Below are 14,560 nucleotides of genomic sequence, written 5' to 3' on the forward strand. Positions count from 1 at the left end.
CTACCTCGGAAACGGCTTGCTCAAAAACTTCGAGCCCTTGACGCCATAGCGCCAGGGCAGCTCGACAGCCTTGGTGATGCCGATGCGGATGCCGGCTGCGACCTCCACATCTTCCGTCCGCGCATGCAGCGTGATCGGTGGGCGGTCCAGCGGCAGGGCGTTGTGCGCGATGGTGATGCCGAGCGCTTCGGTCAGCTTGCCCGGGCCCGAGCACAGTGCGTGCACGTCCTGAAGGTGGCGGCGGCGGCGCATCGTCGCAATGCCATGCGTCGGCTCCAGCGCGCGGATCAGCACGGCGCTGGCCGAGCCTTCCTCCTCGCAGACGAAGTTTACGCACCAGTGGATGCCGTAGGAGCGATAGACATAGGCATAGCCGGGCGGGCCGAACATCACCCGGTTCCGCGGCGTCTGGCCATTGTAGGAGTGCGCCGCCGGCTCGGTATGATGATAGGCCTCGACCTCGACGATGATCCCGCCAACGCCGTCGACCAGCATGGTTGCGCCAATCAGGTCGTGGGCGACCTCGCGCACGTTGCGCGCGAAAAAGGCACGCTTGAGGGCCTTGCCAAGCCTGGGTGTGGAAGGTTTCGAGACTGGAGCCATTCGAGGAGAGAATCGCCTGAGAACAGAGCAGGATATTGCCCATATCTGCCATGTTCTCTGAAGTGGTGCGAGCCGGGTTGCGATGCCAGGCCAGACCGACTAGGTAGGACCTGAACAGACCGGACACCCCATGGTCGTTATTGTCGATACCATCTCGAACCCGCTGCGTCCGCGCCACCCTGAAAAGGTGAATCGTCCTGATTCCGCTTCGCCGCCGAAGCCGGACTGGATCCGCGTGCGCGCGCCCAATACCCGCGGCTACGCCGACACCCGCAACATCGTGCGCGCCAACGGCCTGCACACGGTGTGCGAGGAGGCGGGATGCCCGAACATCGGCGAGTGCTGGGACAAGAAGCACGCGACCTTCATGATCATGGGCGACACCTGCACCCGGGCCTGCGCCTTCTGCAACGTCAAGACCGGCCTGCCGAATGCACTGGATGCGGCCGAGCCGCAGAATGTCGCCGAGGCCGTGGCCAAGCTCGGTCTCGCCCACGTCGTCATCACCTCGGTCGACCGCGACGACCTCACTGACGGCGGTGCCGAGCATTTCGCGGAGACGATCCGCGCGATCCGGGCCGCGTGCCCTTCGACCACGATCGAGATCCTGACGCCCGACTTCCTGCGCAAGGAGGGCGCGCTCGAAATCGTGGTCGCGGCCAAGCCGGACGTCTTCAACCACAATCTCGAGACCGTGCCGTCGCGTTATCTCACGGTGCGTCCGGGCGCGCGCTACTTCCACTCGATCCGGCTGTTGCAGCGGGTCAAGGAGCTCGATCCCTCCATCTTCACCAAGTCCGGCATCATGGTCGGCCTCGGCGAAGAGCGCCACGAGGTGCTGCAGGTGATGGACGATCTGCGCTCGGCGGACGTCGATTTCCTCACCGTCGGGCAATATCTCCAGCCGACTCGCAAGCACCACGCGGTGATGCGCTACGTGCCGCCGGACGAGTTCAGCTCTTACGAGAAGGTCGCCTACACCAAGGGGTTCCTGATGGTGTCGGCGAGCCCGCTCACCCGCTCGTCGCATCATGCCGGCGAGGACTTTGCGAGATTGAAGGCCGCGCGGGCCGCGATTGCCCGCTGAACCGATATGCCCCGTTTTTCGAGCAAGCGCCGTGTCAATCACAGCGCACCCGAGATGTTCGATCTGGTCGCCGATATCGAGCGCTACCCGGAATTCGTGCCGCTGTGCAGCGCGCTGAGGGTGCGCCAGCGCATGGCAAAGCCCGACGGCACCGAGGTGCTGGTCGCCGACATGACGGTGTCGTTCAAGCTGGTCAAGGAATCCTTCACCAGCCGGGTGACGCTCGATCGCGCCAATCTGAAGATCCTGGTCGAATATCTGCAAGGTCCTTTCAGCAATCTCGAAAACCGCTGGACGTTCGAGCCCAAGGGCGAGGGCGTCTGCGACGTCGGATTCTTCCTCGCCTACGAATTCAAGAGCCGCATGCTGGCGATGCTGATGGGTTCGATGTTCGACGCCGCCTTCGCGCGGTTTTCCACCGCCTTCGAGAAGCGGGCAGACGCGATCTACGGTCGGCCGAAGCTGGCGCAGTCGCAGTCGTAGAATGGGTAGAGCGAAAGTGCTCTACCGATACTTGTACCCGCGCTACGGGAACATCAGCCCCGCGGCGAACGTGGCGGCCTGCGCTTCACCGCATGCCGGCGCGGCGAGCGGGTCACGCGCGGGCGCAGGCGGCTTGCGGCGGTACGTTGCGGCTTGGCCGCGATCTGCGGTCCGCGGGCGAGGTCCATCAGCATGCGCAGCGCCTCGACCACGGAGCGGGCGCGCACCGCGCTGCGGCCGATCGCGCCGAAACGGTGCTCGCGATGGATGATGCGGCCATCACGCGCGGCGGCGGCGAAGTGCACGAGGCCAACGGGCTTGCCGGGCGTGGCACCGCCGGGGCCGGCAATGCCGGTGATCGCGACGGCGAGATCGACATCAGCGCGCTCCAGCGCGCCGATCGCCATGGCGGTCGCGGTCTCCTTGCTCACCGCGCCGAAATTCGTCAGCGTGCTGGCTTCGACCCCTAACATCGCGCGCTTGGCGTCGTTGGAATAGGTGACGAAGCCGCGGTCGATGACGTCCGAGGAGCCTGGGATATCGGTCAGTGCGCCGGCAACGAGCCCGCCGGTGCAGGATTCAGCGGTCGCGATCGTCAGCTTGCGCATCCGGCACAGATCGAGCAGCGAGCGGGCAATGGCGCGTGCGTCGCTGCCGCCCATGGCCTCACATGCTCCAAGTCTTTTCGTTGAACGGCAGGCGAATGGTGGCGCTCGCGGTGGCCGCGATGCCTTCCTCGCGGCCGGTGAAGCCGAGGCGCTCGCTGGTGGTAGCCTTCACCGCCACGCGCGAAATGTCGACGCCTGAGATCTCGGCAATGCGCGCGCGCATGGTGTCGCGCAAGGGGCCGATCTTGGGCCGCTCGCAGATCAGCGTCACCTCGAGATTGGCGATGCGGCCGCCGCGCTGGGCGACGCGCTCGATAGCGTATTTCAGGAACTGGTCGGAGGAGGCGCCCTTCCATTTCGCATCGCTCGGCGGGAAGTGCGAGCCGATGTCGCCGTCGGCGAGCGCGCCGAGGATGGCGTCGACCAGTGCATGCAGGCCGACATCGCCGTCGGAGTGCGCCAGGAAGCCCTTGCTGTGCGGCACGCGCACGCCGCAGATCATGACGTGGTCGCCTTCGCCGAAGGCGTGCACGTCATAGCCGGTGCCGGTCCTGATGTCGCCCAGCTGGGCAGCCAGGCGCGCCTCTTCGCGCACGAAATCCTCGGGAGTGGTGAGCTTCATATTGGCAACATCGCCTTCAAAGGTTGCAACCGTCAATCCCGCCCATTCGGCAATCGCGGCATCGTCGGTGAAATCCGAGCGCCCGTCCTTCGCGGCGCGACGATGCGCCTCCAGGATGACGTCGAAACGAAAGGATTGCGGCGTCTGTGCGATGCGCAGGCGAGCGCGGTCGGGCGTGTCCTCGACATTGCCGCTCTCACCGGTGATCTTGATGGTGTCGGTGACGGGAACGACGGGAATCGCGGCTCCGGTGCGGCTCGCCGCCTCGATCGCGCGCGAGATCACCCCGTCAGAGACGAAGGGACGCGCTGCGTCGTGGATCAGCACGATATCCGGCTCGTGCTTCGCCAGCGCCTCGAGACCGGCAAGCACCGAAGCCTGCCGCGTCGCGCCGCCATTGGTCGGCGGCTCGTGCTTCAGCCCTGCGACCGCCGCGGCGAACATGGCGGTGTCGTCGGGGTTCACCACCGGCTGCACTGCGAACACATCAGGATGGCGGCTGAAGGCTTCCATGGCGCGATAGATCACAGGCAGGCCGCCAATCTCGCGATATTGCTTCGGCCCGCCGGCGCCGGCGCGCAGGCCGCGTCCAGCCGCCACGAGGACGACAGCGGTGCGTTGTGATTTCGCCATAGGACTCAAATACTCAATTGCCAATGAAAGGGCAGGGGGTGATTTGCCGGCATGCCTCTAGCACGGCAAGCCCGCAAAAAAAGGGGATTTCCCGGGATTGTGGGAAACAGCATTTTGCTGCACTGCACTTGAAAGATTTGCAGAACTGTCTAAACTGTAGGCATGACGCTTGACTGCACAAGAATTGTGCGCAAGATAGATCATGGCAGGCGCAATGACGCCCTGCTCAGTCAACGAGACCCCCGTGACCGGCTCGGCAGTATCAGGCTCTAAGCCGTTGAAAATAGGCGATATTGAAGTCGCCACCCCGGTCTTCCTGGCGCCGATGTCAGGTGTGACTGACTCGCCCGTCCGCCGGCTGGCCGCCGAGCTTGGGGCCGGTCTCGTCGTATCCGAGATGACTGCAAGCGATGAGCTCGCCAATGGCCACTGGATGTCCCGGTTGCGTTGCGAAGCCACGGGAATCGGTCCGCACGTGGTCCAGCTTGCCGGCTGCGAGGCGCACTGGATGGCCGAAGGCGCCCGCATCGCGGAATCCGAGGGCGCCGACATCATCGATATCAACATGGGCTGTCCGGCCCGCCATGTCACCGGCGGCCAGTCCGGCTCGGCCTTGATGCGCGATCTCGACCACGCCGTCAGCCTGATCGACGCGACGGTCGCCGCGGTGAAGGTGCCGGTGACGCTCAAGATGCGGCTCGGCTGGGACGACCGTACGCGCAATGCGCCGGAACTGGCGCGGCGCGCTGAAGCCGCCGGCATCCGGCTCGTCACCGTTCACGGCCGCACCCGCTGCCAATTCTACAAGGGCGAGGCCGATTGGGATGCGATCCGCGCCGTGCGCGAGGCCATCTCCATTCCGCTCGTCGTCAACGGCGACATCACGTCCTATGAAAAGGCGCTCACCGCATTGGAAGCCTCAGGCGCCGACGCCGTGATGATCGGCCGCGGTGCGCAGGGCCAGCCCTGGCTGCCCGGTCAGATCGGCCGCCGCCTGCAGGGCGGGGCTGAGGAAGCTGCCCCCTCGCTCGAAACGCAGCTGCATTATGTCCGCACACTCTATGATGGCGTTTGCGCGCTCTATGGTCTGCGCATCGGTCTCAGGCATGCCCGCAAGCATCTGGGCTGGGCGCTCGATGTCGCAGCGCAGGCGAGCCGTGCGCCGGCCGAGAAGCTGAGATCCTGGCGCCAAAAGATCCTGGTCTCGGAGGATCCGCGCCTCGTTCACAATTCACTGCAAGACGCTTTCGACGACTTCGCATGGAGCGCCGCTGCATGAGCTCAGCCGCTGAACATCGTCGGCCGCTTCAGTCCGACAGCGACGCAATCCTGGATGCGTTGCCGAATCCCGTGCTCATGATCGGGCCGGACGGCAAGATCGTCGCCGCCAATATCGCGACCGAAGCTTTCTTCGAGATCTCGACGCAGTTCTTGAAGCGGCAGTCGTTGAAGGAACTGGTGCCGTTCGGCAGCCCCTTGCTGGCGCTGATCGACCAGGTGCGCTCGTCGAACTCGCCGGTCAACGAATACAAGGTCGATTTGGGTACGCCGCGCATGGGCGGCGATCGCCAGGTCGACCTGCACGTCGCGCCGCTCACCGAGCGTCCGGGCCACATCGTGGTGATGCTGCAGGAACGCACCATCGCCGACAAGATGGATCGACAGCTCACCCATCGCAGCGCCGCGCGCTCGGTGATAGCGCTAGCAGCAATGCTCGCGCATGAGATCAAGAATCCGCTTTCGGGTATTCGCGGCGCGGCGCAGCTCTTGGAGCAGCAGGCCTCGTCCGAGGACCGCATGCTGACGCGCCTGATCTGCGACGAGGCCGACCGCATCGTGACGCTGGTCGACCGCATGGAGGTGTTCGGCGACGAGCGTCCCGTGGTGCGCGGGCCCGTCAACATCCATTCGGTGCTCGACCACGTGAAGCGGCTGGCGCAGTCGGGCTTTGCCCGCAACATCCGCTTCATCGAGGACTACGATCCCTCGCTGCCGCCGGTGCTCGCGAATCAGGACCAGCTGATTCAGGTGTTCCTCAACCTCGTGAAGAACGCCGCAGAAGCCCTGATCGACGTGCCCGACGCCGAGATCCAGCTCACCACCGCGTTCCGCCCCGGCGTGCGCCTGTCAGTGCCTGGTCAAAAATCCCGGGTATCTCTGCCGCTCGAATTCTGCGTGAGGGACAATGGACCAGGCGTGCCCGACGATCTTCTGCCCAATCTGTTCGATCCCTTCGTGACCACCAAGCAGACTGGAAGTGGTCTCGGTTTGGCGCTGGTTGCAAAAATCGTCGGCGATCACGGGGGCATCATCGAATGCGAATCTCAGCCGCGCAAGACCACCTTCCGCGTGCTGATGCCGATGTATTCCACATCGGTCAAACATGCCGATCAAAGCAGTCGCGACGGCTCTGCCGGGAAGTCGTCGCCTGCATCACAGGGGGCAAAATGAGGATCAACGATGCCCGCAGGTAGCATTCTCGTAGCCGATGACGATACCGCCATCCGCACCGTTCTCAATCAGGCACTGTCCCGCGCCGGTTACGAGGTGCGGCTGACCGGCAATGCCGCAACGCTGTGGCGCTGGGTCAGCCAGGGCGAGGGCGATCTCGTCATCACCGACGTGGTGATGCCGGACGAAAACGCCTTCGACCTGTTGCCGCGGATCAAGAAGATGCGGCCGAATTTGCCCGTCATCGTCATGAGCGCGCAGAACACGTTCATGACGGCGATCCGAGCTTCCGAGCGCGGGGCTTACGAATATCTGCCGAAGCCCTTTGACCTCAAGGAGCTGATCGCCATCGTCGGTCGCGCGCTCGCCGAGCCGAAGGAGCGGACCTCGACGCCTGACGAGGATGCCGAGATGGAGGCGATCCCGCTGGTCGGCCGTTCGCCGGCGATGCAGGAAATCTACCGCGTGCTGGCGCGCCTAATGCAGACCGACCTCACCGTGATGATCACGGGCGAGTCCGGCACCGGCAAGGAGCTCGTGGCGCGCGCGCTGCACGATTACGGCAAGCGTCGCAACGGGCCGTTTGTCGCGGTCAACATGGCGGCGATCCCGCGCGATCTCATCGAGTCCGAATTGTTCGGCCACGAGCGCGGAGCCTTCACCGGCGCGAACACCCGCGCCTCCGGCCGGTTCGAGCAGGCCGAAGGCGGCACGCTGTTCCTGGATGAGATCGGCGACATGCCGATGGAGGCGCAGACCCGTCTGCTGCGCGTCCTTCAGCAGGGCGAATACACGACGGTCGGCGGCCGCACCCCGATCAAGACCGACGTGCGCATCGTCGCCGCCTCGAACAAGGACCTGCGCGTCCTGATCCAGCAGGGCCTGTTCCGCGAAGATCTGTTCTTCCGCCTCAACGTCGTCCCGCTGCGGCTGCCGCCTTTGCGCGAGCGCATCGAGGACCTGCCCGATCTCGTGCGTCACTTCTTCACGCTGGCCGAGAAGGACGGCCTGCCGCCGAAGAAGCTGGATGCGCTGGCGCTGGAGCGGCTGAAGCAGCATCGCTGGCCCGGCAACGTGCGCGAGCTGGAAAATCTCGCCCGGCGCCTCGCAGCGCTCTATCCGCAGGACGTGATCACGGCCTCCGTCATCGACGGCGAGCTCGCGCCCCCCTCGGTCAGTCCGGGCGCTGCGGTCCAGCAGGGCGTCGACAATCTCGGCGGCGCCGTGGAAGCGTATCTGTCCTCGCACTTCCAGGGCTTTCCGAACGGTGTGCCGCCGCCCGGCCTCTATCACCGCATCCTCAAGGAGATCGAGGTGCCGCTGCTCACGGCCGCGCTCGCTGCCACCCGCGGCAACCAGATCCGCGCCGCCGACCTGCTCGGTCTCAACCGCAACACGTTGCGGAAGAAGATCCGGGACCTCGACATCCAGGTGTATCGGAGCGGGGGCTGATTCCGCTCAGAGCCGAAGCTGGGCAGACGGCCGCTCTGAAAAAATCCGCTGGGTAGCTCGGTTGCTCGCAGGCGCTGCCGGCTGCTCCAGATCGGCTTGCGTGCTTCGGGGGACCGAGCAGCAACGCGGCGATCGCGAGCTGGATTCACACCTGCGCTGGGACGGCGGAACGCGGAGACCAGCGAGGCGCTGAACGAGCGATTGGCCAGAACCAGCGAGAACAATCCGAGCGCACGGGCTTCCACCTCGGCTATGCCGCGGCCGTGCGCCGCGATGTTGATGCGAGGACGCCGAGGGCACGCTCCACGCAAGTCCGCATTGGTTTGCCCGGCGGTGGCTCAGCTCCCCCTACCAAGGCAGAGCTGAGCCTGTCCGGATCGCGCTGGCCGTTGTGGCTGACGCGCTGAGCAGAAATCCCAATCGGCCTAAATGTTCCGCTTGCGTTCAAATGGGTCGTTCGGCCGCAACGCGCGGCATGACATCTATCTGACCGTTTGGCCGGATGCCGGCATCACGCTGGCGAGATTCACCGGGACCTGCTGAAGGGCGAGGCCGTTGACCAGGAGGTCGGCGGCCACGATCAGCAGAAGAACGGCCGAAACCATCGTCGCGAGAAAGATCCTATCCATGCCGGATCAAGCCGGGACGGCGGGAATCCGTTCCCGGCCGAATGGCATGTCCCTGTGGATTGCGCCGCTCCGCGGGGGGGCAGACGCCGCGGAATTGTCGCAATTCGGCAACAATGTGGTACGAATACATCAGTACCCGCCCGTCGCGGACCCGTTTTCAGCACCACCATTGCCGGAATGACCAGCGCAGACACCTCGGCCGCACACTTTGACACGGCCCCAGCGGAAGAGCCCCGGCGTTGGTCGGTGCGGCGCTGGCTGGCACCCGTTGCCGTGGCGCTGGCGCTGCTGTCGGCCTTCCTGACCTTCCTGGTCCTGACCGGTCTCACCAAGATCGAGCCGACGCCCGAGGTGGTCCGCACGTTCTACCTGATCAATGCGGCCACGATCCTGCTGCTGGTCGGCATCATCATCCGCGAACTCTGGCAGCTGATCCTGGCGCGGCGGCGGGGCAGGGCGGCGGCGCGTCTCCATGTCCAAATCGTCAGCCTGTTCTCGATCGTGGCGGTGCTGCCGGCGGTGCTGGTCGCGGTCGTCGCCAACGTCACCATCGAGCGTGGCCTCGACCGGCTCTTCTCCGGGCCGACCAAGGAGGTGATCCAGAACTCGCTGACGATCGCGCGGGCCTATATGCAGGATCACGCGCAGCTGATCCGTGGCGACATCATCGGCATGGCCAACGACATCGCCCATGCCCGGCCGCTCTACGACCAGGACCGCCGCTCGTTCCGCGAGATGCTGACGGCGAGCGCCGCCTCCCGGAACCTGCCGGGCGCGATGATCATCGACAAGAACACCAACATCCTGGAGTCGGCCGACACCGGCATGCGGCTGGCTTATTCGCCGCCGGCGTCGGACTTTCTCAGCAATGTCAACGAGAACGAGCCCGAGATCGCGGTGCTCCCCGATGCGAGCTTCGTCGCCGCGGTGATCCGCCTGCGCGCCTTCAACGACACCTTCCTCTATGTCGCCCGTCCGCTCGACCCGAATGTCGTCAATCAGCTCAAGCAGACCGAAGTCAGCGTCGCCGAATACGCCCAGATCGAGTCACGCCGGCTCGGCATCCAGGTCGCGTTCGCGCTGATGTTCGCGGTGATCGCGCTGACCATTTTGATGGCCTCGGTGCTGATCGGCCTCAACTTCGCCAATTCGCTGGTCTCGCCGATCCGGCGGCTGATGAACGCGGCGCACACGGTCTCGACCGGCGACCTCCACGTCCAGGTGCCCGTGCACCAGTCGGAAGGCGATCTCGCCCAGCTGGGTGAGACTTTCAACAAGATGACGCAGGAACTGCGCAGCCAGCGCGACGAGCTCGTCAACGCCAGCGATCTCATCGATAGCCGCCGCCGCTTCATCGAGGCCGTGCTGTCCTCGGCGAGCGCCGGCATCATCGGCGTCGATACGTCCGGCAGTGTCGGCATCCTCAACCGCTCCGCCGAGAAGCTGATCGGGCACTCCGAAGCGGAGACCCTCGGCCATCCGCTCTCCGACGTGCTGCCCGAGCTCGACGAGATGATGAAGGCGGCGCGCGAAGGGACCCAGCGTCTGGTGCAGGGCCAGATCACGATCACCCGCGACGGCACCGAGCGCAATCTGTCGGTCCGCGTCAGTGCCGAGAAGAACCAGCCGCACGACAGCTACATCATCACGCTCGACGATATCACCGAGCTCGTCTCGGCCCAGCGCACCTCGGCCTGGGGCGACGTCGCGCGTCGCATCGCGCACGAGATCAAGAACCCGCTGACGCCGATCCAGCTCTCGGCCGAGCGCATCCGCCGCAAGTTCGGCAAGACCATCACCGAGGACAAGGACAAGCAGATCTTCGACCAGTGCACCGACACCATCGTGCGCCAGGTCGACGACATCAGGCGCATGGTCGACGAGTTCTCGCGCTTTGCGCGGATGCCCAAGCCTGTAATGGAAGGCGAGGACGTCGCGGACACCGTGCGGCAAGCCGTGTTCCTGATGAAGGTCGCCCATCCCGAGATCGACATCGAGGCCGCGTTCAAACAGGATCCGCTGCGCGCCCAGTTCGACCGGCGGCTGATCTCGCAGGCGGTCACCAACATCATCAAGAACGCCACCGAGGCGATCGAGCAGGTCCCGCCGGAAGAACTCGGCAAAGGCCGCATCGACGTCGTGGTGTCGCGCGAGGACGAAGACGTGTTGATCGACGTCATCGATAACGGCATCGGCCTGCCCAAGGTCGCGCGCTCGCGCCTGCTCGAGCCGTACGTCACCACGCGCGCCAAGGGCACCGGGCTGGGGCTGGCCATCGTCGGCCGCGTGCTGGAAGACCATGGCGGGCGCATCGAGCTGAAGGACGCCTCCGACTTCCGCGAAGGCCAGCGCGGCGCCTGGATGCGGATGCGCTTTGCCGTCTCGGGGCAACCCGCGAAGTCCGAGATGGTCGAGCAAACGCCGGCGGCCAAGCAAGCGGCCACGGAATCCGTCAAGAGCCAGCAAACCAAAGAGCCGGCTGAAAAGACCAATGATTCAACCAAAATCGAAGCCTCAACAGGCAGCTGACAACACAGGCGCGATCCATGGCAAGTGAAATTCTGATTGTCGATGATGAGGCCGATATTCGGGATCTCGTTGCGGGCATCCTCGAGGACGAGGGCTTCGTGACCCGGACCGCACGCGACAGCGATACGGCGCTCGCCGAGATCGCCAATCGCCGGCCGCATCTCGTGTTTCTCGATATCTGGCTGCAAGGCTCCAAGCTCGACGGCTTGCAGCTCTTGGAGCAGGTCAAGAAGGACAATGCCGATCTGCCCGTCGTGATGATCTCAGGCCACGGCAACATCGAGACCGCGGTCGCCGCGATCAAGCGCGGCGCCTACGATTTCATCGAGAAACCGTTCAAGGCCGACCGGCTGATCCTGGTCGCGACCCGTGCACTGGAGAACTCGCGGCTCAAGCGCGAGGTCAAGGAGCTGAAACAGCTCGCGCCGAGTGCCAGCCAGCTGGTCGGCCGTTCGCCAAGCATGAACCAGCTGCGCCAGACCATCGAGCGCGCCGCCAAAGCCAACAGCCGTATCCTGATCGTCGGCCCCGCTGGCGCCGGCAAGGAACTGACCGCGCGCACGCTGCATACGGCCTCGGGCCGCGCCGACGGTCCTTTCGTGGTGATCAATGCCGCCGCGATCACGCCCGAGCGCATGGAGCACGAGCTGTTCGGCGTCGAGCAGTCCAATGGCGAGCAGCCGCGCAAGCCCGGCGCGCTCGAGGAAGCCCATGGCGGCACGTTGTTCATCGACGAGATCGCGGACATGCCGCGCGAGACCCAGAACAAGATCTTGCGCGTGCTGGTGGAGCAGTCATTCCAGCGCGTCGGCGGCACTGCCAAGGTGCAGGTCGACGTGCGCATCATCTCATCGACCGCGCGCAATCTCGAAGAGGAGATCGCGGCGGGCCGTTTCCGGGAGGATCTCTACCACCGGCTCTCGGTGGTGCCGATCCGCGTGCCGGCGCTGTCGGAGCGGCGCGAGGACATTCCGGAATTGATCGACTACTTCATGGAGCAGATCTCGGCCGGCAGTGGCTTGCCCAAGCGTCAGATCGGGCAGGACGCAATGGCGGTGCTGCAATCGCATGTCTGGCCCGGCAATGTGCGCCAGCTCCGCAACAACGTTGAGAGAGTCATGATTCTGGCGGCAGGCGGACCCGAAGTGATCATCACGGCCGATATGTTGCCGCAGGACGTCGGCTCCATGGTGCCGGCGATGCCGACCAGCAACAATGGCGAGCACATCATGGGCCTGCCGCTGCGCGAAGCGCGCGAAGTGTTCGAGCGCGACTATTTGATTGCGCAGATCAGCCGTTTCTCAGGAAATATTTCTCGCACGGCTGAGTTCGTTGGCATGGAACGGTCGGCGCTGCATCGGAAGTTGAAGGCGCTCGGCGTCGGCTAGCGCCGCGACACTGCAGGCCGCCCTCGGGAATAGGCGAGGAAAATCATCGATTTCCGTAATTTTTCGGGGCAATAGGGCATGGCCTGCCGCGTGAAGCGGCTTGCCTAATATCCCGACCTGTCCTCTAATTGAAACGCTGTTCCTTCCGAGGGGGATCTCATGAGGGACGGCAACCGGGAGAGGCCTCGTCACAAGAGGCCGCAACCGGCGCAATAAAAAGAAACTCAAAGCGAGAAAAAAACAATGGCGGCAGACCGCGCACAAAACCTACAGGACACCTTCCTTAATCACGTTCGCAAAACCAAGACGCCACTGACGATCTTTCTGGTCAACGGAGTGAAGCTCCAGGGCATCGTGACCTGGTTCGACAATTTCTGTTTGCTGCTGCGGCGCGACGGTCATTCGCAGCTTGTCTACAAGCATGCGATCTCGACCATCATGCCCGGCGCTCCGATTCAGCTGTTCGAAGGCGGCGAGGACCAGCCGGCTTGAGAGTGATCTGATTGGAACCCCGGAATTTCAGCGGGGATGCTGACCGTCCGCGGTCAGCGGGGGCTCATACGGGGCGGGTGCTGGTCATCGGCCCCTATTTGCGAGTGCGCGCAGGGAATGCCGACGCGCAAGCGGATGGCTATGTCCTGCGCGACGTTGAGGCCCGCCTCGACGAGGCCGCGGGCCTCGCGCGCGCGATAGATCTCGTCATTGCCGACGCCATCATCGCGCCGGTCAGCCAGATCCGGCCCGCGACCTATATCGGCAAGGGCAAGGTCGAGGAGATCGCCGGACTGATCAAGTCCCTCGAGGTCGAGCTCGTGGTGATGGATTGCGCGCTGTCGCCGATCCAACAGCGCAACCTGGAGAAGGAATGGCACGCCAAGGTGCTCGACCGCACCGGGCTCATCCTGGAAATCTTCGGCCGGCGCGCCAAGACCAGGGAGGGCTCGCTCCAGGTCGAGCTTGCGCATCTCAACTACCAGCGCTCGCGACTGGTGCGCTCCTGGACCCATCTCGAACGCCAGCGCGGCGGTTTCGGCTTCATGGGCGGCCCGGGCGAGACCCAGATCGAGGCCGACCGCCGCCTGATCCAGGAGCGCATTTCCAAGCTCGAGAGCGAGCTGAAGAAGGTGCAGGCGACGCGGCGGCTGCATCGTGCGGGACGCCAGCGCGTGCCGTACCGCGTCGTGGCGCTGGTCGGCTACACCAATGCCGGCAAGTCGACGCTGTTCAACCGCCTGACGCGCGCCGACGTGCAGGCCGCCGACATGCTGTTCGCAACGCTCGATCCGACCCTGCGCGCACTCAATCTGCCGCATGGCGGCAAGGCGATGCTGTCCGACACCGTCGGCTTCATCTCCAACCTGCCGACCCAGCTCGTGGCCGCTTTCCGCGCCACGCTGGAGGAGGTGCTGGAGGCGGACGTCATCCTGCACGTGCGCGACATCTCGCATGAGGACGCCGAGGCGCAGCAGAGCGACGTCGACGCGGTGCTGCGCCAGCTCGGCATCAATCCCGACGATTCCGGCCGCATCATCGAGGTCTGGAACAAGATCGACCGTTTCGACCCCGAGCAGCGCGAAGAGCTGCTCAATATCGCCGCGCGCAGGCCGGAGGATCATCCGGCGATGCTGGTGTCCGCCGTGTCAGGGGAGGGCGTCGACGCACTGCTTGCCGCGATCGAGGAGCGCCTGGCCGCCAAGCGCACCACGCTCGATCTCTCCATCGACGCCGCCGACGGGGCCGGCATCAGCTGGCTGCATCGCAATGCCGAGGTGCTGGCGAAAGAGCTGCACGATGGCCGCTTCGATATGACCGTGCGAGTGGACGAGACCAAGCGGGACATCGTGGTGTCGAGGTTTGATGCCGTGCCGCACGCGATGTGATGCTCGTGAAACTGGTAGTCCGGGATGTCGCTATCAGTCGGCACAGATCATGCGCCCGACGCTTGCCAGTATTTCTACATTTGCAAAGGTTGCGGCAGGCAATTGCAGCCAAAGGCCGGCGATTGCTGTGTGTTCTGCTCATACGGGACAACGCCTTGTCCACGAAAGCAGAGCGAACATCGTTGCTGCTCATAG

General features: G+C 64.8%; 13 protein-coding genes and 1 pseudogene. 10 read left to right on the top strand and 4 right to left on the bottom strand.

All coding sequences use genetic code 11. From position 1 onward, the window contains the following. Positions 1–603, bottom strand: coding sequence for a DNA-3-methyladenine glycosylase (locus tag P6U28_RS13260; protein ID WP_122403288.1), 603 nt, complete (start codon positions 601–603; stop codon positions 1–3). Positions 604–733: 130 nt separating this feature from the next. On the opposite strand from P6U28_RS13260, the gene lipA reads away from it, so the two are divergent. Continuing rightward, entirely contained in the window at positions 734–1,690 is a 957-nt protein-coding gene (gene lipA / locus P6U28_RS13265) for a lipoyl synthase (RefSeq protein WP_122403287.1), read from the top strand. Positions 1,691–1,696: 6 nt separating this feature from the next. Further along, positions 1,697–2,173, top strand: coding sequence for a type II toxin-antitoxin system RatA family toxin (locus P6U28_RS13270; RefSeq protein WP_129143495.1), 477 nt, complete (start codon positions 1,697–1,699; stop codon positions 2,171–2,173). A 53-nt stretch (positions 2,174–2,226) separates the two neighbouring features. Here P6U28_RS13270 and P6U28_RS13275 read toward each other — a convergent pair whose 3' ends face one another. Together P6U28_RS13275 and P6U28_RS13280 are read right to left on the bottom strand one after the other, a co-directional pair. Next, positions 2,227–2,835 (bottom strand): CinA family protein, encoded by a 609-nt coding sequence (locus P6U28_RS13275; protein WP_122403285.1) that lies wholly within the window; start codon positions 2,833–2,835, stop codon positions 2,227–2,229. Positions 2,836–2,839: 4 nt separating this feature from the next. Continuing rightward, positions 2,840–4,036, bottom strand: coding sequence for a bifunctional 2-C-methyl-D-erythritol 4-phosphate cytidylyltransferase/2-C-methyl-D-erythritol 2,4-cyclodiphosphate synthase (locus P6U28_RS13280; RefSeq protein ID WP_122403284.1), 1,197 nt, complete (start codon positions 4,034–4,036; stop codon positions 2,840–2,842). A gap of 325 nt (positions 4,037–4,361) precedes the next feature. On the opposite strand from P6U28_RS13280, the gene dusB reads away from it, so the two are divergent. From dusB to ntrC, 3 genes are read left to right on the top strand one after another with little or no spacing between them, the layout of a single operon-like run. Continuing rightward, the gene (dusB, locus tag P6U28_RS13285) at positions 4,362–5,315 is read left to right on the top strand and encodes a tRNA dihydrouridine synthase DusB (RefSeq protein ID WP_244608022.1); all 954 of its coding nucleotides are present in this window, start codon (positions 4,362–4,364) and stop codon (positions 5,313–5,315) included. Then, a complete protein-coding gene (locus P6U28_RS13290; protein WP_027573361.1) occupies positions 5,312–6,487 on the top strand; it encodes a nitrogen regulation protein NR(II) in 1,176 nt (391 codons plus the stop codon). The genes dusB and P6U28_RS13290 overlap by 4 nt, the downstream gene beginning before the upstream one ends. 9 nt (positions 6,488–6,496) lie before the next feature. Beyond that, on the top strand, positions 6,497–7,939 hold the full coding sequence (gene ntrC / locus P6U28_RS13295; protein ID WP_122403283.1) for a nitrogen regulation protein NR(I): 1,443 nt from the start codon (positions 6,497–6,499) through the stop codon (positions 7,937–7,939). Between the two features lie 482 nt (positions 7,940–8,421). Here ntrC and P6U28_RS13300 read toward each other — a convergent pair whose 3' ends face one another. After that, positions 8,422–8,568: a hypothetical protein gene (locus P6U28_RS13300; RefSeq protein WP_164936889.1), complete on the bottom strand. Its 147-nt coding sequence runs from the start codon at positions 8,566–8,568 to the stop codon at positions 8,422–8,424. Between the two features lie 177 nt (positions 8,569–8,745). Between P6U28_RS13300 and P6U28_RS13305 the strand changes: the two genes are divergently transcribed. The 5 genes and pseudogenes from P6U28_RS13305 (at position 8,746) to P6U28_RS13325 (ending at position 14,560) form a co-directional block, all read left to right on the top strand. Next, complete coding sequence (locus P6U28_RS13305; RefSeq protein ID WP_407122417.1) at positions 8,746–11,097, top strand: ATP-binding protein; 2,352 nt, start codon at positions 8,746–8,748, stop codon at positions 11,095–11,097. 17 nt (positions 11,098–11,114) lie between these two features. Then, the gene (locus P6U28_RS13310; RefSeq protein ID WP_036039494.1) at positions 11,115–12,485 is read left to right on the top strand and encodes a sigma-54 dependent transcriptional regulator; all 1,371 of its coding nucleotides are present in this window, start codon (positions 11,115–11,117) and stop codon (positions 12,483–12,485) included. A 243-nt stretch (positions 12,486–12,728) separates the two neighbouring features. Then, positions 12,729–12,977 (top strand): RNA chaperone Hfq, encoded by a 249-nt coding sequence (gene hfq, locus P6U28_RS13315; protein WP_007591126.1) that lies wholly within the window; start codon positions 12,729–12,731, stop codon positions 12,975–12,977. A gap of 11 nt (positions 12,978–12,988) precedes the next feature. Then, positions 12,989–14,365, top strand: a complete 1,377-nt coding sequence (hflX, locus tag P6U28_RS13320; RefSeq protein ID WP_162500281.1) for a GTPase HflX — start codon at positions 12,989–12,991, stop codon at positions 14,363–14,365. Positions 14,366–14,414: 49 nt separating this feature from the next. Next, positions 14,415–14,560 (top strand): annotated as a pseudogene (locus tag P6U28_RS13325) (GDCCVxC domain-containing (seleno)protein).

The organism is Bradyrhizobium sp. STM 3561 (assembly GCF_045571455.1).
Taxonomy (GTDB): domain Bacteria; phylum Pseudomonadota; class Alphaproteobacteria; order Rhizobiales; family Xanthobacteraceae; genus Bradyrhizobium; species Bradyrhizobium vignae.

Coding starts and splice junctions, on each gene's coding strand:
- P6U28_RS13260 (WP_122403288.1), bottom strand. CDS start 603: ATGGCTCCAGTCTCGAAACCTTCCACACCCAGGCTTGGCAAGGCCCTC.
- lipA (WP_122403287.1), top strand. CDS start 734: ATGGTCGTTATTGTCGATACCATCTCGAACCCGCTGCGTCCGCGCCAC.
- P6U28_RS13270 (WP_129143495.1), top strand. CDS start 1,697: ATGCCCCGTTTTTCGAGCAAGCGCCGTGTCAATCACAGCGCACCCGAG.
- P6U28_RS13275 (WP_122403285.1), bottom strand. CDS start 2,835: ATGGGCGGCAGCGACGCACGCGCCATTGCCCGCTCGCTGCTCGATCTG.
- P6U28_RS13280 (WP_122403284.1), bottom strand. CDS start 4,036: ATGGCGAAATCACAACGCACCGCTGTCGTCCTCGTGGCGGCTGGACGC.
- dusB (WP_244608022.1), top strand. CDS start 4,362: ATGTCAGGTGTGACTGACTCGCCCGTCCGCCGGCTGGCCGCCGAGCTT.
- P6U28_RS13290 (WP_027573361.1), top strand. CDS start 5,312: ATGAGCTCAGCCGCTGAACATCGTCGGCCGCTTCAGTCCGACAGCGAC.
- ntrC (WP_122403283.1), top strand. CDS start 6,497: ATGCCCGCAGGTAGCATTCTCGTAGCCGATGACGATACCGCCATCCGC.
- P6U28_RS13300 (WP_164936889.1), bottom strand. CDS start 8,568: ATGGATAGGATCTTTCTCGCGACGATGGTTTCGGCCGTTCTTCTGCTG.
- P6U28_RS13305 (WP_407122417.1), top strand. CDS start 8,746: ATGACCAGCGCAGACACCTCGGCCGCACACTTTGACACGGCCCCAGCG.
- P6U28_RS13310 (WP_036039494.1), top strand. CDS start 11,115: ATGGCAAGTGAAATTCTGATTGTCGATGATGAGGCCGATATTCGGGAT.
- hfq (WP_007591126.1), top strand. CDS start 12,729: ATGGCGGCAGACCGCGCACAAAACCTACAGGACACCTTCCTTAATCAC.